The sequence below is a fragment of the Flavobacterium ginsenosidimutans genome, from assembly GCF_037478105.1.
Classification (GTDB): Bacteria; Bacteroidota; Bacteroidia; order Flavobacteriales; family Flavobacteriaceae; genus Flavobacterium; species Flavobacterium ginsenosidimutans.
The window spans coordinates 4,837,613-4,861,272 of sequence record NZ_CP147988.1 but is presented as its reverse complement, the minus strand read 5'-3'; the positions used below and the strand labels follow the sequence as shown (position 1 = coordinate 4,861,272).

Here is a 23,660-nt window from a genome sequence, read left to right as displayed (position 1 = left end):
ATTAATTAAAAAGACATTCATGTTAACAGTCAATAATTTATCAGTTCAATTTGGCAAACGAATTTTGTTTGACGAAGTAAATACCACATTCACTCACGGAAATATTTACGGCGTTATTGGAGCCAATGGTGCTGGGAAATCTACATTTCTAAAAATCATTTCAGGTGATATGGACCCAACTTCTGGACATATTCATTTAGAGCCGGGAAAACGTATGTCGGTTTTAAACCAGAACCACAACATGTTCGATGAGCATACTGTTTTGGAAACCGTTTTAATGGGAAATAAAGTTCTGTATGCTGTTAAAAAAGAAATGGATGAACTTTATTTAGATTATAATGATGCAAATGCAGACCGAATAGGAGAGCTTCAGGTTCAATTTGAAGAAATGAATGGATGGAATGCCGATTCTGACGCTGCATCAATGTTGTCTAACTTAGGAATTTCAGAAGCAGATCATTATACTTTAATGGGAGATATGGAAGGAAAAATGAAAGTTCGTGTGCTTTTGGCGCAGGCGCTTTTTGGAAATCCGGATGTATTGATTATGGATGAGCCTACCAACGATTTGGATTTCGAGACAATCGCTTGGTTAGAAAACTTCTTGGCAAACTACGAAAACACTGTAATTGTTGTATCTCACGACCGTCACTTTTTAGATGCGGTTTGTACACATATTTCTGATATTGATTTCGGAAAAATTAATCACTATTCAGGAAACTATACCTTCTGGTACGAGTCTAGCCAATTAGCGGCAAAACAGCGTGCTCAGCAAAACAAAAAAGCAGAAGAGAAGAAACAAGAGCTGGAAGAATTTATTCGTCGTTTTAGTGCAAACGTGGCGAAATCGAAACAAGCAACTTCTCGTAAAAAAATGATTTCGAAATTAAATATTTCAGAAATTAAACCTTCTAGCCGTCGTTACCCTGCGATCATTTTTGATCAGGATCGCGAAGCGGGAGATCAGATTTTAAATGTAGAAAACTTATCAGCATCTGTAGATGGAGAAGTTTTATTTAAGGATATTAACTTGAATATGGCAAAAGGCGACAAGATCGTTCTTTTCTCTAAAGATTCACGTGCTACAACTGCTTTCTACGAAATCTTAAACAACGAACAAAAAGCAGATACTGGAACTTTTGATTGGGGAATTACGACCAACCAAGCTTATTTGCCAGCTGAAAACCACAAATATTTCGAAAACGATTTGAGTTTAGTTGATTGGTTACGTCAGTACGCTAAAACAGAAGAAGAGCGTGATGAGGTATTCATTAGAGGTTTCTTAGGGAAAATGATTTTCTCTGGAGAAGAAGCTTTAAAAACGTCTAGAGTTTTATCTGGAGGAGAAAAAGTACGTTGTATGTTGTCTAGAATGATGATGGAGCGTGCTAACGTTTTAATGCTTGACGAACCAACAAATCACTTAGATTTGGAGTCTATTACAGCTTTCAATAACTCATTGAAAAATTTTAAAGGTTCTGTAATCTTCACAACGCATGACCACGAGTTCGCGCAAACAGTTGGTAACAGAATCGTAGAATTGACACCAAACGGAGTTATCGACCGTTACATGACATTTGACGAATATCTTGATGATGAAAAAATTCAGGAACAAAGAAAAAAGATGTACAATCTTTAATTTTTAAAATTCCAATCTTTGATCTTACAACTTTGTCAAAGTTTTAAACTTTGACAAAGTTCTACACCATAAAAAAATCCCAAACTCCACATTAAACTTGGAATTTGGGATTTTTTATTTGTTTATTTTACTACTATTTGCTTCCGAACATTTTAGCGAAAATCCAGATAATAATCGCAATAATAAAGATTACGATAAATATCCCGAATCCCATTCCGGCTTTAAAAATGTCTCCAATAACTTCACAGCTTGTAAATGAAAACAGTATTACAAATACCATTAACAATCTTAGTATTTTATTTTGCATGATTCTGATGTTTTAAATTGATACTTAAAATTACTTCAGGAATCAGGAAAATGTGTTATAGAATTTTTTGGAAATGTTTTAGGATTATAGTTTGTCCAGAATATTTTTTATGTTACGGTTTAACAGCCTTAGAAAGTTTTTCTACTAGATCACCAATTTGAGTTAAATTAACATTTCCAGGTTTTGAACTTTCGGAAGAAACTCTTTTTCTTAGAGGATCTTTGTGGATTTCTTCCAATGCCGTTTTTATGTAATGAATGTATTCTGCATTATCTTCACTACAATTCTTTTTGAGTTGCTCTGAAAATCCGACGATAGATTTAGCAAGTACCATTTTGTAAGCGTAATCTTCAATTATGTTTTTTTGTCTTATATATTGATTTGCACAAAAAACGGCTCCAATAATTGGAAAAGGCAATAATGAAACTCTTGCAATAAAAATAAAAGTATCATCGGTGATTTCTGTTACGATCCAAATACCGATGGATATTGATGTAATTAAACATAAAATAGCTCCAGTTATCCAGCTTCCAAAAATCCATTTATTATTTGCTTTATTATATTGTACTTGAAATGAGGCGCTAATTCCTTCAGCTGTTTTGTAGTTTAAGGCCTGTTTAGCAGAATCAATTAAATTTTTAGCTTCATTAATTATGTTTTCTCTTTCTGATTCATATTCTGCTAATTTTTTAGAGTTTTCTTCTGTAGCAAATTCTAATTCAGTTAATTTTTTTTCTCGGTCTTGAACTTTGTTTGCGAAAGATGTAATTAATTTTTCATTTGATTTGCTTTCGTTAGTTGATGTAGTAATTACTTCTAAATTTTTATTAGCCTTTATTCTTGCTATGGAAAGTTCTTCGTTATAATTTTTTATTTTTTCAGATTCTGAAATTAATTCATCACGTCGCTTAAGTATTATTTCTAACTCAGTTTCGATTTCTTCTAGCTTTTCTTTTGAAAAATTAATGTTTTCATTTATTTTTTCATTTTCAGATTCGATGCTTTCTTTAGTAGATTTAATTGATTCTAAATTTTCTTGTGCTTCAATTTTTAATCTTGAAATATTGCCGATTTCTTGTTCAAATTCTATTTGTCTTTCAGTTGTATTTCTAATATTAAAGCTTCTAATAAGAATTTTTAATGCTTCAAATGAGGGAATGTAATTATTTGGTGTTTCAAAATATGTATTTATTGCGTTTAAATAGCTATGAATACTATTTCTTTCAGAATATATTGAAAGTGCTAAAAATTTGTTTGGAGATTTTGTTAAAGTTGTAATATCAATAAGAAGATTTTCAATTCCTATTATAAGACCTTTATAGGTGTATTCATTTTCACTGCCATAAGTGTTGTCCTTGTTTTCTCGAATTTGCGCCGTTTTTATTTTCTCCCGAATTTCATCACGTATAGACCTAATGTTTTTAATAGTGGTTGTTTCCATAATTTGATAAGTTAGTTTTTTGGTATCTAGCTAAAATATAGCTTTTTAGTTATAAAATGTAATATAATTCTCTGTATTTTAAAATATTGTAAAAATTGGCAAAAAATATTTCCAACCCCAACACCCCAACAAATAAAATCAGATTCCGTATATTTGCGCAACCAAACATTACAATCACTTATGAGTCAAAAAGTATTACTTAATTCGAAAGAAGTTACTATCATACTCCATCGTTTGGCTTGTCAGTTAATCGAAAAACATCTTGATTTCTCTGAAACTATTTTAGTTGGAATTCAGCCAAGAGGCGTTTTTTTAGCTGAACGTTTAAAACAAATATTAGAAAACGAATACAAGGTTCCTGAAATTTCTTTAGGATATCTGGACATCACTTTTTTTAGAGATGATTTCCGTCGTACTGATAAACCGCTTGAAGCCAATAAAACCCAAATCAATTTTATAGTCGAAGACAAAAAAGTCATTTTTATCGATGACGTTTTGTTTACAGGAAGAAGCATTCGTTCGGCGCTAACTGCCATTCAATCTTTTGGAAGACCTTCAGAAATTGAATTATTGGTTTTAATTGACAGACGTTTCAGCCGTCATTTGCCAATTCAGCCTGATTATAGAGGCCGTCAGGTAGATGCTATTAATGGTGAAAAAGTAATTGTAAGCTGGAATGAAAATGATGGTGAAGATGTTGTTCACTTAGTGACAAATTAAATTTGGTTAATCGTTTAATCGGTTAATTGTTTAATCGATTTATTTCGATTACTCAATTAAAAAAAGTTGAAGCGTGAAATTGTTTATTGATTTAACGGCCAAAAGAGGACGATTAAACGATAAAACAAATAAACGATTAAACGGCAAAACGATAAAACAAATAAACAGTTAAACATTAAACATGAAAGAATTAAGCGTAAATCATTTATTAGGAATTAAATATATCAACGAGAATGATATTAACCTGATTTTTGAAACGGCAGATCATTTTAAAGAAGTCATTAATAGACCGATTAAAAAAGTTCCTTCATTACGAGATATTACCATTGCAAATATTTTCTTCGAAAACAGTACTAGAACTAAACTCTCTTTCGAATTAGCGCAGAAACGTTTATCTGCTGACGTGATCAGTTTTTCTGCAGCTCAGTCATCGGTTAAAAAAGGAGAAACTCTGATTGATACTGTAAATAATATCCTTTCAATGAAAGTTGATATGGTTGTAATGCGCCACTCCAATCCCGGAGCGGCTTATTTTTTATCTAAAAATGTCAAAGCCAGTATCGTAAACGCTGGAGATGGAGCGCACGAACACCCAACTCAGGCTTTGTTAGACAGTTATTCTATCAGAGAGAAACTTGGTGATGTTGCTGGAAAAAAAGTAGTTATTGTAGGCGATATTCTGCACTCGCGTGTAGCGCTTTCAAACATATATGCTTTGAAAATGCAAGGTGCAGAAGTAAAAGTTTGCGGACCAAAAACATTGATTCCGAGATATATTGAATCGCTTGGTGTTACAGTTGAACCGAATTTACGTAAAGCGCTAGAATGGTGCGACGTTGCCAATATGCTTCGTGTACAAAACGAACGTATGGATGTGAATTTCTTCCCATCGACACGTGAGTACGCTCAGCAATACGGAGTAGACAAACCGCTTTTGGATTCGCTAGGAAAAGAAATCGTAATCATGCACCCGGGGCCAATCAATAGAGGAGTAGAGATTACTTCTGAAGTTGCCGATTCTGATCAGTCTGTGATTTTGAATCAGGTGGAGAATGGTGTGGCGATTAGAATGGCGGTTATTTATCTTTTGGCTTCAAAGATTCAGTAGATTTAGTATTCAGTCGCAGTCGCAGTTTTCAGTTATCTGAAACTTAAAAACTGAAACTGAAATTTCTTTAAACGGATAGTTTTCAGTGATAGTAAGACTCTGAAAACTGCGACTGCGACTGAATACTATAAAAAAACTTCGTACCTTAGCTCTCAGAAAATCAATTTTTATATAAGCCCCACAAATTAAAAAATGAAAGTAGATCAAAAAGGACATACCGTTACTATTAAAGATACTCAAGGAGATGTAAATGCTTTCTTGGAAAAAGTGACGCAACAGTTTAAAACCTTTGAAAAACAAAATATTATAATCGATTTATCAGCAGATTCTGCAATTACAGAAAAAGATTTGAAAGCTTTTTTACCGCTTTCTAAGCTTCAGAAAAAAGCAAAAAAATCTTTTGTAATTGTTGCAACTGATCTTGATTTTAATGCCATTTCAGATAAATTAGCAGTGGTTCCTTCACTTTTGGAAGCGCATGATATTATAGAAATGGAAGAAATCGAAAGAGACCTAGGGTTTTAATTTTAGATTTCTGATTTTAGATTTTAGATTTTTGAATGCTAAATCTAAAATACTGATTAATCTAAAGTCTCCAATCTAAAATCTAAAATCAGTAAATGAAATTAACTATACTTGGCTGTTATGCCGCAACTCCGAGAACACTTACTAATCCGACTTCGCAGGTTCTAGAAATTAAAAACCGATTATTTTTGATTGATTGCGGAGAAGGAACTCAAGTTCAGCTTCGAAAGAATAAGATTAAATTCTCAAAAATCAATCACATTTTTATTTCCCATCTTCACGGTGATCATCTTTACGGATTGATTGGAACTATTTCTACTTTTTCTCTTTTGGGAAGAACAACCGATTTACATATTTATGGTCCAAAAGGAATTAAAGAATTAATTCTTCTTCAGTTAAAATTGACTGAATCTTGGACAACTTATTCTTTGTTTTTTCATGAATTAGAATCAAAAGAAAGTGAAGTTATTTTTGAAGATAAAAAGGTGATTGTAAAAACGATTCCGTTAAAGCATCGTGTTTATACAAATGGTTTTCTTTTTCAGGAAAAACCAGACGAAAGGAAGCTTGATGTTGAAGCAGTTCAACGTTATGATATTCATGTTGCTTATTACCAAAAAATAAAAAACGGAAGTGATATTACACTTGACGACGGAACTGTTGTCGAAAACGAAAAACTTACTTTTGATCCTCCACCAACAAAAAGTTATGCATTCTGTTCTGATACGGTTTACAACGAAGAAGTAATTCCGATTATTCAGAATGTGGATGTTTTATACCACGAATCTACCTTTTTAGAGTCGGAAGCGAGATTGGCTGAAAAAACATTGCATTCAACCGCAAAAGAAGCTGCAAATATTGCTTTAAAAGCGAATGTGAAACAATTAATTTTAGGACATTATTCAACACGTTATGATGGAATAGAGCCATTTAAGAAAGAAGCAGAAACAGTGTTTCCAAATGTGCTTTTAGGAGATGACGGTGTAAGTTTTGAGTTATAATTTAAGGTTCTGAGATGCTGAGGTTCTAAGGGACTAAGTTTGTATGTAATTGTTTCAGATTTCAGATTTTAAGTTGATGAAATCTGAATATTTGAGTGTCACACTGAGCGAAGTCGAAGTGCTTTTCTAAAACAGAACGTGCTTTGCAGACGTGGGCTTCTCCCGAAGTCTCGGGATCGCTCAGCCTGACAAACCTGAAACAATAATCTAAAATCTAAAATCAACAATCTAAAATAATAAGCTATGAGCGATTTAAGTAATTATAGAAGGTCATACGAGAAAAGTGAATTGCTGGAAAATACGATTCCTGAAGATCCAATTAATCTTTTTAATCGATGGTTTCATGAAGTGGAGGATTTTGGCGGAAGCGGTGAAGTAAACGCAATGACTGTTTCTACGATTGGTTTGGACGGATTTCCGAAATCTCGTGTTGTTCTCTTAAAAAAATTCTCGGAAGAAGGTTTTATATTTTACACCAATTATAATTCAGAAAAAGGAAAAGCAATAGAAGCTAATCCGCATGTTTGTTTGTCGTTTTTTTGGCAGGAAATGGAACGTCAGGTAATTATTAAAGGAATTGCCCAGAAAACTTCTGAAATTATATCTGACAATTATTTTGATTCACGTCCAGATGGAAGCAAGCTTGGCGCTATTGTTTCCAATCAAAGCGAGGTGATTCCGTCAAGAGATTTTTTAGAAGAAAACCTAAAAAAACTCGAAACTGATTATGAAGGAAAATCAATTCCGAGACCTGAAAACTGGGGAGGATATATTGTCACACCGTTACAAGTTGAATTCTGGCAAGGAAGGGCAAATAGGCTTCATGACAGGATACGTTATACAGGCCAATCTGACTTTTCTTGGAAGATTGAGCGACTTTCTTCTTGATTTTGTAAGTTTTTTACAGTAGTCAATAAAAATTAAGTGCATTTCATCGATTATTTTTGTAGTTTAGCGATGGATTGAATATGTTTGGTATAGAAAAACAGACGATATTTATTCAACAATAAATTTAAAGGATTTGCCCCAACATTTACTTTAAACTCGCTAAAATGCTGATGATTATGAAAAAGATTAAGCGCATCATGTTGTTCATTGCGATTCTCATCGCAATGAACTCATGTTCTGCCGATACAGCTGAAGGAAACGCGGATACTACTGCAAAAACTATCGTTTCGAATTACACGTACAACGATACGGAACTCCAAACGATGAAACTTATAAATGAACACCGAGTTAGTGTTGGTTTAAATGCTTTGGAGAGAATCAATCATATATCTTATAAATGTGAAGAACACAATGAATATATGATTGCAAATAATGTTGTGAATCATAATGATTTTGTCGAAAGATCTCAAAATATTACTAATGTTTTAGGAGCTAAAAAAGTTGGTGAGAACGTTGCCTACAACTATAAAACTCCTGAAGCAGCTTTGAGAGCCTGGCTTGATAGTCCAGGCCACAAAGAAAATATCGAAGGTGATTTTACTCACTTCGGAATATCTGTTACTACAGATGCTGCTACAGGCAAAAAATATTATACTAATATTTTTGCGAAAATTTAAACGTATATTGAACAGGTTGGTTTTTTAGAAGTCGTTGTAATTCATTGAGTTGCAACGACTTTTTAATTAGAAAAAAAGCCATCCGAGTTGGATAGCTTTTTCTAGGTTGGTTATGTTAGTAAATCAATTACAATGCAGTGATTATGAATTCGCTTCGTCTATTCGCTTGATGTTCTTCTTCTGTACATTGAACTCCATCTGAACATTTATTGACTAATTGGGTTTCGCCATAACCTTTTCCAGTTAAGCGGTTGGCAGAAATACCATTTTTAATAAGCCATTGAATAGTTGATTTTGCTCTTCTGTTAGATAATGCTTCATTGTATTGATGTGAAGCTCTACTATCTGTATGCGAACGAATATCTAGTTTCATAGTTGGATTGTCGTTTAAAACCACTAATATTTTTTCTAAATCTAAAGCCGCTTCAGGTCTGATGTTTGATTTATCCAAATCAAAATAAATCATTTTAATTCCGAAACAAACACCTAAATCATCGCCAACAGTAACTTTACAGGTTGCTTTTTCTAATGCAATTGGCAAATCGGTCTTACCGCTAGATTTCGGAATTGTAATACTTACTTCTTTGGTTGTGTATTCTGGTTTTTCAGCTCTTACATAATAGCTTTTTCCGCATTCAACAGAGAAACTGTATTTTCCTGATGCATCTGCAATTACGGAGTTTTTGAGCGACATGTCACTGTCGTATAAAGTTACTTTTGCACCAGGTAAAGTAATTCCGGTTTCGGCATCAGTTATAATTCCTTCTAGTTCTTGAATGCATCTTAGTTTTCTTGTTTCTAGGAATTTATAAATATCATCAGAACCTTGACCTCCATCTTTGTTAGAAGTAAAATATCCTCTTCTGGAAACTGGATCGATAATGTAAGCAAAATCATCTTTTGGTGAATTTATATCTGCTCCGAGATTTTGAATATCGGAAAACTTACCATCGTTATCGATACCGGCAACAAAAACATCTAAACCTCCTAATCCAGGATGTCCATCTGATGAAAAATAGATTTCATTTTCGCTAGTTACATAAGGATAGGTTTCTTTTCCTTCAGTATTGATCGTGTTTCCTAGATTTTCAGGCGTTCCGTATGCGCCATTCGAATTAATACTTACTTTGTATAAATCAGATTGTCCGAAAGATCCTGGCATATCTGAAGCAAAATATAATGTTTTTTCGTCTGGACTTAATGAAGGATGCGCTGTACTATAATTATCACTGTTGAAAGGAAGTTCTGCAATGTTAGTCCATTTATTATCGCTTCCTAATTCTGCTTTGTAGATTTTGATTAAAGTAATTTTGTTTTCATCTTTTCCTTTTTTACCATTTACGTAATTGTTTCTCGTAAAATAAACCGTTTTTCCATCTTTGGTAAAAACAGGAGATGCTTCGTGGAATTTTGTATTAATAGCAGATTTAAACTTGTTCACTTTTGTGGTGCTTCCTGTTTCTGGATCAAGATCAGCATTGTAGATATTTGTAAAATATTCTCCAGTCCATTTGTGTTTGCGCTGTGAAAAGTTCCCCGTATCTCTTGCAGATGCAAAATAAAGTTTATTGTTATATACAAATGATCCGTAGTCAGAATATTTGCTATTTACGCCAGCATCTTCTATTTTATATCTTCCAGAATTTGCTTTAATCTGATCCATATAATTTACATCACTTTTGTAAAGCTTACCTCTATTATCATTTTTTGATTTTGCATAAAAGTCGTCTAAGAACTTATTTGCTTTGCTGGTTTCACCAATCGATTTTAGCGATTGTGCATATCGAAAATAATATTCTGGTTCAACGGTTGTCGTGTTCATTGCAAATAATTCACCATACCATTTTGCTGCTCCTGCAAAATCAGAATTGAAGTAGTAAGAGTTTCCCAGCTTTTTGAACATATCTTCAGATTTGTAACCTTTATTAGCTACTTTTTCGTAGGTCTTTATGGCATCAACATAAGCGTAATTGTTGTATTTCTTATCTCCAGAATTTACTTTTGACTGTTGTGCATAACTGCTAAATGAAAAAGCACTTATTATTGAAAGGAAAAGAAGTGTATAGTTTTTCATAATACTTTTTTTTAGAAGAAACGAGGAGTTGTCATTTTACCATTGTTTGTGAAGAATTCATAGCGCAGGAAGATTTCGTGTGAGCCAGAATTGTAGTTTTTCAAATTGGTTGTTTCATTGTCATATCCATAACCAATATATAATCCGTCTGTAATCTGAAATCCTGCCATTGCACTTATTGCAGCATCCCATCGGTAAGCAACCCCCAAGGTTAACTTTTCAAAGAATAAGAAGTTTGCAGAAACATCTACTTGAAGCGGAGCTCCTTCAACCATTTTAGTTAAAACAGCTGGTTTAAATTTTAGTTCTTGAGAAAATTGGAAAACATAACCTCCCATCAAATAATAATTGATTTTGTCTTTGTAAATAGCAACATCATTATCATCATAACGATTGGTTTGAATGAAGTTAGGAACTGATAATCCGATATATGCTTTATCAGAATGCCAGTAAACTCCAGCACCAACATTAGGTGAAAAGTCATTATCTAAGTTTTGAAATTGTGGATCTCCAGCAGTTTCAGGATTTAATTTGGTTACATCCAGATTGAATATATCTGCAGTACCTTTTATTCCAAATGAAAGTTTCCATGTTTCTGAAGTTGGAATTGTATAGGAAAGATCTACAGAAAATTGATTCTCTGTTGTAGGACCAATTTTATCATTAACTAAAGATACTCCAAGTCCAACATTACTGTTGTTTATTGGTGTATTAACAGAAATAGCATTAGTTTTAGGAGCACCATCTAATCCTATCCATTGATCACGATGTAAAGCAAAAACGCTTAAAACACCACGAGAACCAGCATAAGCAGGATTTATGTTTATCGTGTTGTACATATATTGTGTGAACTGTGCATCTTGCTGCGCACGTCCTGAATATGTAACCAACAGTATGACGAAGAAAAGTAATTTTGTTCTCATAGTAGATTTTTATTATTTTAATAATTACTATTGATTTTTAAGATATTGAAAATCAAACCATTAATTTATTTCAAAGTTAACTAAAATTCTTAACAATTTTATTGTAATCCGCTGTAAAATAATACTTTACAGCGGATTATGGTTTTTTTTGTTATTTGGATAGATATAAATATCCATCTAATTTGTTATCCTGAACATTGTTGTTTCCATCTAGAGACTTATAGTTTATGATGTAAAAATAAGTTCCTGTTGGTAGTCCGTCAGATTGCTTAACAGTTGTTCTTCCTCTTGAAATTCCATCGAAAGCATTCGTTGTATTATTATAGTTTGTAGTTTCAAAAACTAATATTCCCCAACGATTATATATTTCAACAGTATTGCTTGGGTAACAAGTTAAATCATCAATATTGTCAATTTTGAAAACATCATTTATTTGGTCGCCATTTGGAGAGAACGAGTTATGTACTAATACATCTCCGCATGGTAAAACTCTACAATCATCATTTACTTCCATGTTCAGTGCAATAGTTCTTGGACAATTTTCATCAGCTATTAAATATTCAAAAGCATAATTTCCAAGTGCTAGACCAAACGGATTAAGAACATTTCCTTGAAGAGCATTAGTATTGCTTTTATCAATCCAAGTTCCTGTAGTTGGGCTTCCTTCTGGAAGTAAACTGGTTAAATTGATCAGAGTTGAATCATCAGTACATGCTGTGCTTGTAATTTCTGTAACACCGTTTGGAACTACAATGATTGTAATTGTTGCAGTATCGCAGTTTTCAGCGTTTAGCTTATCACAGATTCTATAACTGTATGTATAAGTGCCAGCAGGTGTCAAGCTTGAAACGTTTACATTTCCAGAACCATCAATTACGATATTAGGATCTGTTTTAGAATTATTGCCTTCAACAAGAAGTGTAAAGTTTACTAGCTCTAACGTTGCAGGATTTGTTCCTACTAGGTCATTGCTTAATACATTACCAACTAATCCGAATGAATTACATCCAATATTACTGAAGTTGTCATCGTTTGCAACTATCGTTGCCGGTGGAGCTGGTGCAGTTACAATTACTGTAACGATAGCAGTATCACAGTTTCCAAAATCAGCATTTTCACAAATTTGGTAAGTCAATGTATAGGTACCAGCTGGTGTATTTGGTGGAATATTTATTGATCCGTCAGGATTTATCACCAATGTGCCAGTAGGATCTGGTGTTACGATAGTCAATGTAATGTCATTTATGTTTACTGCAGATCCGTTTAATGTATCATTAGTTAAAACATTTATGATGTTATTTGCTCCAGGAACTCCATTTATAGGACCAGCACTGTCGTCATTTGCAACAATTGCGAATGTTGGTCTGGCAGTACAGTATGGATCTGCAGGTGGATAATTAACTGTGATAGTTTGGCTTGGATTTAAAGATATTGTCAAATTAGCAGTTGGACGTAGTTTTTCGAATCCATCAGCGCCTTCAACCCATTTATTGTTTTCAAAAATCCAGCCTGGCCAGTCAATTCCTTTTCCATTTTCATCAACCACTGCACCTGGCCACAATACACGGCCACTTAATGGAAGATCAGTCATTGTTGTTATTACATTATTATTGTTGTCTGCCCAAGCAATTGTCACACCATCTACAGGAGTGAAGTTTGTTGGTGTTACTACATAATCAATGTATGGAACATCATTTACACATATTGCTGTTGCTGTAACAATCATTACAGGAGCTTCAATTGTAATTGTAACTGTTGCCGTATCACAATTATCTGTTTGATCTGCTTCGCAAATTTGATATACCATTGTTAATGTACCTACTGGTGCATTTGGTAATAGATCTATAGATCCATCAGGATTTAATTGTAAAAATTCATTTGGTGTTACTGTTGTTATAATAACATCAGATGCAGTTACAGGATTTCCTTCTAAGGTGTCGTTTGTTAATACATTTAATACATTAGTTGTTGTATGATTTACTCCTACAATAGGACCCCCGTTGTCATCATTGGCAACAATGTCTCTGTATTCTTTACAGCTTACACCGAAGTCAGCATTTAAATGTACTAAATCCTCTGGCGTTACATTAACAATATAGCCGCTTTCTGTTGTTGTTTTACAAACTGTATGCAGTTGTGTTTTGCTTGTTTTACCAGCAATGTTTTTAGCAGATACAGAAGGAAGCACTTTTACTAAACCTGTAAAGCCTAAGTTTGCAGCCACAGTATCAAAATTAGCATCTCTAACTAACTTAATAGTATATTGCCCGTACGGATTCGCTGTATTTGGACGATCTCTCCAGAATCCTTCGATACCAACAATAACTTCTTCATGATATCCATTTGGTCCGTCAATAATAACATTGGCGTTAAGTGCATTTCCAAAACCTCCTGCATTTAATTCCCCATTGTTTTGAGGTCCAGTGTAGTTTCCGTCTCCGTTAAGATCTATCCATTCCCATTGGCTGTAATCAATAGCTCCATTAGAGTCTGGAATATTTTTGGTAACAACGCCATCATTGTTTGCATCGTACCATTCGTCTTGGATTCCGTTACTATTTGTATCATACCAAACATAATCACCAAGAACAGGAAGGTTTGATGCTCCATATTCAAAGTTATGAGTTTGGAAAACACAATCTTCAAGAGTAGTAAAGAACAAGCTAGAATCGACAGGATACAATTGATATGCGCTATTTAAATTAGCATCTTGAACTTGTACCAAATAACTTCCAGCTGGCATTCCAACGAAATTGTACATTCCGTCAGCACCAGTAATACGCATTTGTATTGGTCCTGTAGTTGTTCCTTGAGGAATTAAAGTAACAGGTACATTTGCAATAGGAGTATTTGTGTCTACGTTAATAATTTGTCCAGAAATTTTTATAGTATAAGTAGGCTGTGTAATCACAACTGTAGCTGTAGCAGAACAAATTTGATTTTCGCCATTTAATTGTGCAGTAGCAGTAAGTGTATAAGTTCCTGCAGGTAAATTGGCGTTGCCTACAATTTCATTTCTTTCATTTGTAATTACTACAGTTGACCCTGGGCTATTGGTTACAATGATTGCACCATCTGTACCTCCAAAACAGCTTACATTTGTAGCGATTCCGCTTACAGAAACTTTATTTTCAACTGTAAAAGTTTGTACTAATTCAGTTTTATTTCCAGCACAATCAGTTAATGTATAAGTTCTTGTTAAGATATATGGTGTTCCATCGCAGCCACTTGCTCCATTATTTGTGTCTGTAACAGTAATATTTACTGTCGGACTGCAATTATCAGCAGCGTCTGTAATATCTGCTGGAGTTCCAGTAGGAATTAAATCAATACTTGCCAAATTAGTTACATCAGCAGGAGCAGTTCCTGTTGGAGCAGTTTTATCTCTTACTGTAATAACTTGGGTATGGGTAGCTGTATTTCCTCCACAATCACTTGTTCTCCAAGTACGAGTCAATGTATAATTAGAATCGCATCCTTCTTGTACATTAGATTTTACTTCAGAGAATACGATTGGTAAATCTCCATTACAATTATCAGAAGCTTGCATTTCTGCTGGTTGAGGAACGGCATCACATGATACTTCAATATCTAAAGGTAGATCACCAGTAAACATTGGCGCAGCAGTATCCTGAATAGTGATTATTTGAGTGAAAGTATCAGAAGTGTTTCCGCAGTCGTCTTTAACAGTCCATGTGTTGGTGTAGGTTCCAGCATTTGAGCATCCTTCAGAAGCAGTAAACTGTCCGCTTACTTTAACTATGTTTGAAACATCGGCATCGCATAAATCTGAAGCAGATGGGAACATCGCCTGTGCATTTGCAAGTCCTGAAGCATCGCTGCATTCTAAAGTAGCATTCAATGAACCCGCAGCAGTTGTCCAAGAAGGCGCAGCAGTATCCTGAATAGTGATCACCTGAGTGAAAGTGTCAGAAGTGTTTCCGCAGTCGTCTTTTACTGTCCATGTGTTGGTGTAGGTTCCAGCATTTGAGCATCCTTCAGAAGCAGTAAACTGTCCGCTTACTTTTACGATATTTGAAACATCAGCATCGCATAAATCTGAAGCAGATGGGAATAAAGCCTGAGCATTTGCAAGTCCAGATGTGTCGCTGCATTCCAAAGTTACGTTTAGAGAACCCGCAGAAGTTGTCCAAGAAGGCGCAGCAGTATCCTGAATAGTGATTATTTGAGTGAAAGTGTCCGAAGTGTTTCCGCAGTCGTCTTTGACAGTCCATGTGTTGGTGTAGGTTCCAGCATTTGCGCATCCTTCAGAAGCCGTGAACTGTCCGCTTACTTTTACGATATTTGAAACATCAGCATCACACAAGTCAGAAGCTGAAGGGAATAAAGCCTGAGCATTTGCAAGTCCTGAAGCATCGCTGCATTCTAAAGTCACGTTTAGAGAACCAGCGGCAGTTGTCCAAGAAGGCGCAGCAGTATCCTGAATAGTGATCACCTGAGTGAAAGTGTCCGAAGTGTTTCCGCAGTCGTCTTTCACTGTCCAAGTGTTGGTGTAGGTTCCAGCATTTGCGCATTCTTCAGAAGCGGTAAACTGTCCGCTTACTTTTATAATATTTGAAACATCAGCATCGCATAAATCTGAAGCAGAAGGGAACATTGCCTGAGCATTTGCAAGCCCTGAAGCATCGCTGCATTCTAAAGTAGCATTCAATGAACCCGCAGCAGTTGTCCAAGAAGGCGCTGCAGTATCCTGAATAGTGATCACCTGAGTGAAAGTGTCTGAAGTGTTTCCGCAGTCGTCTTTTACTGTCCAAGTGTTGGTGTAGGTTCCAGAATTACCGCAACCTTCAGAAGCCGTAAACTGTCCGCTTACTTTTACGATATTTGAAACATCGGCATCGCATAAATCTGAAGCAGAAGGGGACATTGCCTGAGCATTTGCAAGTCCGGCTGCATCGCTGCATTCCAAAGTTACGTTTAGAGAACCCGCAGCAGTTGTCCAAGAAGGCGCAGCATTATCCTGAATAGTGATCACCTGGGTGAAAGTGTCAGAAGTGTTTCCGCAGTCGTCTTTCACAGTCCATGTGTTGGTGTAGGTTCCAGCATTTGAGCATCCTTCAGAAGCCGTAAACTGTCCGCTTACTTTTACGATATTTGAAACATCGGCATCGCATAAGTCAGAAGCTGAAGGGAACATTGCCTGAGCATTCGCAAGTCCTGAAGCATCGCTGCATTCTAAAGTAGCATTCAATGAACCCGCAGCAGTTGTCCAAGAAGGCGCAGCAGTATCCTGAATAGTGATCACCTGAGTGAAAGTGTCCGAAGTGTTTCCGCAGTCGTCTTTTACTGTCCATGTATTGGTGTAGGTTCCAGCATTTGAGCATCCTTCAGAAGCCGTAAACTGTCCGCTTACTTTTACGATATTTGTAACATCGGCATCGCATAAGTCAGAAGCAGAAGGGAATAAAGCCTGAGCATTTGCAATTCCAGCTGCATCGCTGCATTCTAAAGTAGCATTTAATGAATCCGCAGCAGTAGTCCAAGAAGGCGCGGCAGTATCCTGAATAGTGATTATTTGAGTGAAAGTGTCAGAAGTGTTTCCGCAGTCATCTTTTACTGTCCATGTATTGGTGTAGGTTCCAGCATTTGCGCATCCTTCAGAAGCCGTGAACTGTCCGCTTACTTTTACGATATTTGAAACATCGGCATCGCATAAATCTGAAGCAGATGGGAATAAAGCCTGAGCATTTGCAAGTCCAGCTGTGTCGCTGCATTCTAAAGTAACGTTTAGAGAACCCGCAGCAGTTGTCCAGCTTGGCGCAGTAATATCTTGAACAATAATAGTCTGACTAACCGGAAGTGAAATGTTTTCACAAGCATCTTTAGCAGTCCATGTTCTTGTTACAGTATATGATCCTGCACAATTTCCCTGAACAGTGTTATCTACATATGTTAATGAAGAAATAGTTCCATTATTATCCGTAGCAGTTGCTTGTACAAAAACAGGCTCTTCTGGACAATTGATAGTTGTTGTTTGTGGCAGTGCATCTATAACAGGTATGATTGAATCACCATCTAAAATCGTAAATGATTCAGAAATTGTACATCCATTTGCATCAGTAATAACAACTGTATAATTTCCAGCAGTTAAATTATTTGCAGTTGCAGTTGTCTGTGCAGGAGTTGAATTCCAGTTGTATGTATATCCTGAAGTTCCTCCAGAAACAGTTACTGTTGCAGAACCATTACTACCTCCACCGCAAGTAACATCTGTTTGAGTTTTTACTGCACTCAATGCGTTTTGTGGTTGCGTAATTGTTATCGAACAAGTTGTAGTATAATTTAATTTATCTGTTACGGTTACAGAGTGTGAACCTGCAGTTAAGTTTATTGCTTGTGCTGTAGTTTCTCCATTATCCCAAAGATAAGTATAGTCTCCGTTACCACCTATAGCATTTACAGTTGCTTTACCATTATTTTCACCAAAACATTTTACAGCACTGTCTTGAGAAATACTGCAAGAAAGCACATTAGGTTCAGTTATAGTAACAGTACAAGATGTTGTACACCCTTTTGAATCAGTAACAGTTACTGAGTGAAGTCCTGCACTTAATCCAATTGCTGTTTGTGTAGTTTCGTTATTATCCCATTGATAAGTGTAATTGCCATTACCGCCAATTGCTGTTACAATAGCTTCTCCATTGCTTAAACCGTTTGAAGTAACCGCTTTAGTTTGAATAACTGAACAGGTTAGAACTTCAGGTTGCCCTACAGTCACAGAATTTGTCTGTGAAGAGCATGAATCAGTTACAGTTAAAGTATATGTTCCGGCAGGCAGGTTTGAAACTGAAGCTGCTGTTCCCACTTCTGCGTTAGCGCTGTTTTTCCAAGAATAGGCAACAGTTCCCACAGAGTTTGCTACAGTTCCCGCAGTTACGGTTCCGGTGCTTGCCCCATAGCATGAAGCATCCGTTTTAGATGAAGCTCCCAAAGCCAAAGCTGCAGAAGGCTGTCCAACAGTTACAGAATTTGTTTGGGATGAGCATGAATCCGTCACAGTTAAAGTATATGTTCCGGAAGGCAGATTAGAAACGGAAGCTGCTGTTCCGACTTCTGCGTTTGCGCTGTTTTTCCAAGAATAGGCCACAGTTCCCACAGAGTTTGTTACAGTCCCCGCAGTCACGGTTCCGGTGCTTGCTCCGTAGCATGAAGCGTCTATTTTAGATGAAGCCCCCAAAGCCAAAGCTGCAGAAGGCTGCCCAACAGTTACAGAATTTGTCTGGGATGAACAGGAATCCGTTACGGTTAAAGTATAGGTTCCGGCAGGCAGGTTTGAAACAGAAGCTGTTGTTCCCACTTCTGCGTTAGCGCTGTTTTTCCAAGAATAGGCAACAGTTCCCACAGAGTTTGCTACAGTTCCCGCAGTCACAGTTCCGGTGCTTGCTCCGTAGCATGAAGCATCCGTTTTAGAGGAAGCCCCCAAAGCCAAAGCTGCAGAAGGCTGTCCAACAGTTACAGAATTTGTTTGGGATGAGCATGAATCTGTCACGGTTAAAGTATATGTTCCAGCTGGCAGATTAGAAACAGAAGCTGCTGTTCCGACTTCTGCGTTAGCGCTGTTTTTCCAAGAATAGGCAACGGTTCCAACAGAGTTTGTTACAGTTCCCGCAGTCACGGTTCCGGTGCTTGCTCCGTAGCATGAAGCGTCTATTTTAGATGAAGCCCCCAAAGCCAAAGCTGCAGAAGGCTGCCCAACAGTTACAGAATTTGTCTGGGATGAACAGGAATCCGTTACGGTTAAAGTATAGGTTCCGGCAGGCAGGTTTGAAACAGAAGCTGCTGTTCCCACTTCTGCGTTAGCGCTGTTTTTCCAAGAATAGGCAACGGTTCCAACAGAGTTTGTTACAGTTCCCGCAGTCACAGTTCCGGTGCTTGCTCCGTAGCATGAAGCATCCGTTTTAGAGGAAGCCCCCAAAGCCAAAGCTGCAGAAGGCTGTCCAACAGTTACAGAATTTGTCTGAGACGAGCATGAATCTGTCACGGTTAAAGTATATGTTCCAGCTGGCAGATTAGAAACAGAAGCTGCTGTTCCGACTTCTGCGTTAGCGCTGTTTTTCCAAGAATAGGCAACGGTTCCAACAGAGTTTGTTACAGTTCCCGCAGTCACGGTTCCGGTGCTTGCTCCGTAGCATGAAGCGTCTGTTTTGGATGAAGCCCCCAAAGCCAAAGCTGCAGAAGGCTGCCCAACAGTCACAGAATTTGTTTGGGATGAGCATGAATCCGTCACGGTTAAAGTATATGTTCCGGCAGGAAGGTTAGAAACAGAAGCTGCTGTTCCCACTTCTGCGTTAGCGCTGTTTTTCCAAGAATAGGCAACGGTTCCAACAGAGTTTGTTACAGTCCCTGCAGTCACAGTTCCAGTGCTTGCTCCGTAGCATGAAGCGTCTGTTTTAGATGAAGCTCCCAAAGCCAAAGCCGCAGAAGGCTGTCCAACAGTTACAGAATTTGTCTGTGAAGAGCATGAATCCGTTACGGTTAAAGTATATGTTCCGGCAGGCAGGTTTGAAACTGAAGCTGTTGTTCCCACTTCTGCGTTAGCGCTGTTTTTCCAAGAATAGGCAACAGTTCCAACAGAGTTTGCTACAGTTCCCGCAGTCACAGTTCCGGTGCTTGCTCCGTAGCATGAAGCATCCGTTTTAGATGAAGCTCCCAAAGCCAAAGCTGCAGAAGGCTGTCCAATGGTCACAGAATTTGTCTGGGAAGAGCATGAATCGGTCACAGTTAAAGTATATGTTCCGGCAGGCAGATTAGAAACAGAAGCAGTTGTTCCGACTTCTGCGTTTGCGCTGTTTTTCCAAGAATAGGCTACAGTTCCAACAGAGTTTGTTACAGTCCCTGCAGTCACAGTTCCAGTGCTTGCTCCGTAGCATGAAGCGTCTGTTTTAGATGAAGCTCCCAAAGCCAAAGCCGCAGAAGGCTGTCCAACAGTTACAGAATTTGTCTGTGAAGAGCATGAATCCGTTACGGTTAAAGTATATGTTCCGGCAGGCAGGTTTGAAACTGAAGCTGTTGTTCCCACTTCTGCGTTAGCGCTGTTTTTCCAAGAATAGGCAACAGTTCCAACAGAGTTTGCTACAGTTCCCGCAGTCACAGTTCCGGTGCTTGCTCCGTAGCATGAAGCATCCGTTTTAGAGGAAGCTCCCAAAGCCAAAGCCGCAGAAGGCTGTCCAATGGTCACAGAATTTGTCTGGGAAGAGCATGAATCGGTCACAGTTAAAGTATATGTTCCGGCAGGCAGATTAGAAACAGAAGCAGTTGTTCCGACTTCTGCGTTTGCGCTGTTTTTCCAAGAATAGGCTACAGTTCCAACAGAGTTTGTTACAGTCCCTGCAGTCACAGTTCCAGTGCTTGCTCCGTAGCATGAAGCGTCTGTTTTAGATGAAGCTCCCAAAGCCAAAGCCGCAGAAGGCTGTCCAACAGTTACAGAATTTGTCTGTGAAGAGCATGAATCCGTTACGGTTAAAGTATATGTTCCGGCAGGCAGGTTTGAAACTGAAGCTGTTGTTCCCACTTCTGCGTTAGCGCTGTTTTTCCAAGAATAGGCCACGGTTCCAACAGAGTTTGCTACAGTTCCCGCAGTCACAGTTCCGGTGCTAGCTCCGTAGCATGAAGCGTCTGTTTTAGAGGAAGCACCCAAAGCCAAAGCCGCAGAAGGCTGTGTAATAGTGATTGTCAATTTTCCTTGGCATCCATTTGTATCAGTTGCAGTAACCTCATAACTTCCAAATCCTAAATTGCTTAAAGTTTGAGAAGTGCCAGCATAAGCAGATCCATTTTTTTTCCATGAATAGCTATAAGGGGCAACACCGCCAGAAGCATTGTTTACAGTAATAGACCCTGTAGATTGATTAAAACAAGTTACATCTACATGAGAAGCTATTACTTCAGTTACAGTTACAGTACTTTTTGTAACAACAACTGGTTTTATATCGTAACAATTAGAAGCGTTTGTTCCTTTAATGTAATATGTGCCAGGAATCGCGGTTGCATAATTTGCATACGGAATTGTCGCTGCCGAATCTGTCCAATAGGTGTAAGTTAATCCTGATGAACTTCCAGCAGTAATGCTTGTAGCAGTCAAATCTAACGAAGTGGCTGGCGCACAAATAGGAAGCGGATTAGTTATTGTTACTGTAGGTTTCGCATTTACATTAACTACAATAGCTTTTTTAGGACCAATACAAGCGTTTGTTTTTCCTTCGGCTACATAATAAGTAAATTGCCCTGCAGTATCAGTAGAAGGAGTTAACGTTTGCTGTCCTGTTGAATTCGCATTTAGATAATAGTATAATATATATTCCGGTTTACTTGGTACAGCAGTTAATGGAACTGCAGTATCACCAACACAATAATTTAATGGAGTAGTAACTGTCGGCATTGTTGTAATGCTTTCGATAGTTATAGTAAATTGGAAATAACATCCACCAGTAGCTCCAGGAGGAATTGCATAATATGTTGATGTACCAACTGTAGCAGGGAACGGATTGTTAATTGTATATTGCGTTGTTGTTCCAGCAACTACTGGATATGCATTGTAAAATGTAGATCCAGGAGGAAACGAACCTGTTACATCTGTAATTGGTATTGAAGACGCACCATTACAAAAAGTAAAAGCAATAGTAGGCGAAGTTGCCTGACAATTTGCATTAGTATAATTCGTAGAATTTATTGTGGTCTGAAGCGGAGCAGAAATCGCAGTTCCTGTACAGCTTCCAGATGATGTATAACCTAAGATTAAAGCTTTATCAGTTACGGTTACGCCAGAATTAACACCTTTTCCACTCAATGAACCGTTTACTTGAATTACATTGCTGCAATTTGAATTTTTAAGTAAAGCGCAGTTTTCTGTAGATTTTAATTTGAATGTTAATTCTGCTAAAACAGTATTTGGATCAGAAGGAAGTGGTAATGTTCCTATATCCCAAACAATTGACCCATTTGCACCAATTGTAGGTTCATACGTCAAAGCATTTGGTGTAGGAGCAGGAGTGAAATTTACTGTTTTTGCTAAACTTCCGCTTACAAACGTAGCGTTGTACGGGATCGGAATAACAATTTTACTATTTTGTATTGCTTCAGATCCTCTGTTTTTTATTTGAATTTTATAACCAAGTTCTTGACCAGGTAAAACGGTGTATGGACCAGCACCAGCAGCACTTCCATTAATTGTTGTTGCAGTAAGAACACCTTCTATTTCTGGCACATAAGCATCGACTGCCATGACAATAGAGAAGATGGTGTAGGTGTCAATCGTTGATCCGTACTTAAAAGTGGTCGAAGTTTGATTGTTTCCAATAATATCTTTAGCACTGTTTGGAAGATCAAACATACTGATGTCAACTCCTGAATTATTAACCAAATTAGGGTTTCGGGAATTTCCTCCAGTACTGATCGATGAATTAAAGAAATTATTTGCCGTATTTCCTGTTCGGCTTAAACTAAGATAATTGTTGGTATTTAATTTTTGAATTTGAAAATAATCTCCGTCATAATTCACATCACCTTCACCAGCCATAACCCCAAGTTTAATTCCAACAGGGCCTGAGGCTACAGAGTTAAATCCAGAAACTGGAATGCTGTAATTTGCAGTTACTGAATTTTGTACAAAAGCATGACCATCAAAAACAGTTATATCTCTGTTTTTCATATTAGAGTTTTCATAGACTACTACCAAACCCCATCCAGCATATTTTCCAATTGAACCTCCATCAGATCCTTCAGTCGCTGCAATATTAGCTGCGAAGTATTCACCAACTCCATTTGTTCTTACATAGTCTGTAACTTCTGCATAAGCAGTAAACATATTGTTATCGGCATTTGTTGGAAAATAAATATCGGTAGCTGTAAATTCATCATAACTGCTATCAAGCGGACCTTTAAATAAAATTTTTCTTTTATCTAAAGTTTTGGTCACCCCATTTTTAGTAACAGAAAAAGAGTTAGGGCTATTATTTGCATCAGAAACCCTTCCTGTCCAGTACAATCCAGCATAAACGATATTGTAGCAGTTTGTCAATTTTGTTCCGCTATCGTTTAGCAAATCTAAAGTCGCAGAAGAAGAGTTATGCGTTTGATTATCACTATCCTTATCGACATAAACCATTGCATTTGTTCCATTGGTTCTGTCAACAGCATAATTCTGTAAAGTCAAGTTAGTATTCCCCATCATCGTAAAATTCCCTTTAATTTTATAGATAGTTTTTGTAGGAGAATACGAAGAAGTTCTTTCTTTAAACGGTTTTATAACTTGCGCTTTTCCTTCAGTAATGCCAATAACAAGCATCAAAAAGAAATAAAAAACCGCAAAATGTTGAGAGTAGAATTTTTTCATAGTAA

At 36.9% G+C, this 23,660-nt stretch carries 12 protein-coding genes; 7 read left to right on the top strand and 5 right to left on the bottom strand.

The features are described from left to right. Window positions 1-19: 19 nt before the first annotated feature. Window positions 20-1,639 carry an ABC-F family ATP-binding cassette domain-containing protein gene (locus V6624_RS20815; protein ID WP_338840040.1) on the top strand — a complete coding sequence of 540 codons (1,620 nt, stop codon included), beginning with the start codon at window positions 20-22 and terminating at the stop codon, window positions 1,637-1,639. Between the two features lie 133 nt (window positions 1,640-1,772). Here the strand turns inward: V6624_RS20815 and V6624_RS20810 are convergent, their stop codons facing one another. Together V6624_RS20810 and V6624_RS20805 are read right to left on the bottom strand one after the other, a co-directional pair. Next, a complete protein-coding gene (locus V6624_RS20810; protein ID WP_008468862.1) occupies window positions 1,773-1,946 on the bottom strand; it encodes a hypothetical protein in 174 nt (57 codons plus the stop codon). 112 nt (window positions 1,947-2,058) lie between these two features. Then, window positions 2,059-3,387, bottom strand: a complete 1,329-nt coding sequence (locus tag V6624_RS20805; RefSeq protein WP_338840039.1) for a hypothetical protein — start codon at window positions 3,385-3,387, stop codon at window positions 2,059-2,061. A 180-nt stretch (window positions 3,388-3,567) separates the two neighbouring features. Between V6624_RS20805 and pyrR the strand changes: the two genes are divergently transcribed. The 6 genes from pyrR (at window position 3,568) to V6624_RS20775 (ending at window position 8,306) form a co-directional block, all read left to right on the top strand. After that, window positions 3,568-4,107, top strand: coding sequence for a bifunctional pyr operon transcriptional regulator/uracil phosphoribosyltransferase PyrR (gene pyrR, locus V6624_RS20800; protein ID WP_338840038.1), 540 nt, complete (start codon window positions 3,568-3,570; stop codon window positions 4,105-4,107). 181 nt (window positions 4,108-4,288) lie between these two features. After that, the gene (locus tag V6624_RS20795; protein ID WP_338840036.1) at window positions 4,289-5,215 is read left to right on the top strand and encodes an aspartate carbamoyltransferase catalytic subunit; all 927 of its coding nucleotides are present in this window, start codon (window positions 4,289-4,291) and stop codon (window positions 5,213-5,215) included. Between the two features lie 192 nt (window positions 5,216-5,407). Next, a complete protein-coding gene (locus tag V6624_RS20790; protein ID WP_111285196.1) occupies window positions 5,408-5,740 on the top strand; it encodes a ribonuclease Z in 333 nt (110 codons plus the stop codon). A gap of 95 nt (window positions 5,741-5,835) precedes the next feature. Then, complete coding sequence (locus tag V6624_RS20785; protein ID WP_338840034.1) at window positions 5,836-6,741, top strand: ribonuclease Z; 906 nt, start codon at window positions 5,836-5,838, stop codon at window positions 6,739-6,741. 243 nt (window positions 6,742-6,984) lie between these two features. Continuing rightward, entirely contained in the window at window positions 6,985-7,629 is a 645-nt protein-coding gene (gene pdxH / locus V6624_RS20780; RefSeq protein WP_111285192.1) for a pyridoxamine 5'-phosphate oxidase, read from the top strand. Between the two features lie 176 nt (window positions 7,630-7,805). Beyond that, a complete protein-coding gene (locus V6624_RS20775) occupies window positions 7,806-8,306 on the top strand; it encodes a CAP domain-containing protein (RefSeq protein ID WP_204251670.1) in 501 nt (166 codons plus the stop codon). Window positions 8,307-8,433: 127 nt separating this feature from the next. On the opposite strand, the gene V6624_RS20770 is transcribed toward V6624_RS20775, so the two are convergent. The 3 genes from V6624_RS20770 to V6624_RS20760 form a co-directional block, all read right to left on the bottom strand. After that, on the bottom strand, window positions 8,434-10,380 hold the full coding sequence (locus V6624_RS20770) for an OmpA family protein (RefSeq protein ID WP_338840033.1): 1,947 nt from the start codon (window positions 10,378-10,380) through the stop codon (window positions 8,434-8,436). 11 nt (window positions 10,381-10,391) lie between these two features. Then, on the bottom strand, window positions 10,392-11,303 hold the full coding sequence (locus V6624_RS20765; RefSeq protein WP_111285188.1) for a PorP/SprF family type IX secretion system membrane protein: 912 nt from the start codon (window positions 11,301-11,303) through the stop codon (window positions 10,392-10,394). A gap of 151 nt (window positions 11,304-11,454) precedes the next feature. Continuing rightward, window positions 11,455-23,655, bottom strand: a complete 12,201-nt coding sequence (locus V6624_RS20760; RefSeq protein ID WP_338840032.1) for a gliding motility-associated C-terminal domain-containing protein — start codon at window positions 23,653-23,655, stop codon at window positions 11,455-11,457. Between the last annotated feature and the right edge of the window lie 5 nt (window positions 23,656-23,660).

Bases quoted from the DNA above. Each gene is read 5' to 3' on its own strand.
- V6624_RS20815 (WP_338840040.1), top strand. From the start codon at position 20: ATGTTAACAGTCAATAATTTATCAGTTCAATTTGGCAAACGAATTTTG.
- V6624_RS20810 (WP_008468862.1), bottom strand. From the start codon at position 1,946: ATGCAAAATAAAATACTAAGATTGTTAATGGTATTTGTAATACTGTTT.
- V6624_RS20805 (WP_338840039.1), bottom strand. From the start codon at position 3,387: ATGGAAACAACCACTATTAAAAACATTAGGTCTATACGTGATGAAATT.
- pyrR (WP_338840038.1), top strand. From the start codon at position 3,568: ATGAGTCAAAAAGTATTACTTAATTCGAAAGAAGTTACTATCATACTC.
- V6624_RS20795 (WP_338840036.1), top strand. From the start codon at position 4,289: ATGAAAGAATTAAGCGTAAATCATTTATTAGGAATTAAATATATCAAC.
- V6624_RS20790 (WP_111285196.1), top strand. From the start codon at position 5,408: ATGAAAGTAGATCAAAAAGGACATACCGTTACTATTAAAGATACTCAA.
- V6624_RS20785 (WP_338840034.1), top strand. From the start codon at position 5,836: ATGAAATTAACTATACTTGGCTGTTATGCCGCAACTCCGAGAACACTT.
- pdxH (WP_111285192.1), top strand. From the start codon at position 6,985: ATGAGCGATTTAAGTAATTATAGAAGGTCATACGAGAAAAGTGAATTG.
- V6624_RS20775 (WP_204251670.1), top strand. From the start codon at position 7,806: ATGAAAAAGATTAAGCGCATCATGTTGTTCATTGCGATTCTCATCGCA.
- V6624_RS20770 (WP_338840033.1), bottom strand. From the start codon at position 10,380: ATGAAAAACTATACACTTCTTTTCCTTTCAATAATAAGTGCTTTTTCA.
- V6624_RS20765 (WP_111285188.1), bottom strand. From the start codon at position 11,303: ATGAGAACAAAATTACTTTTCTTCGTCATACTGTTGGTTACATATTCA.
- V6624_RS20760 (WP_338840032.1), bottom strand. From the start codon at position 23,655: ATGAAAAAATTCTACTCTCAACATTTTGCGGTTTTTTATTTCTTTTTG.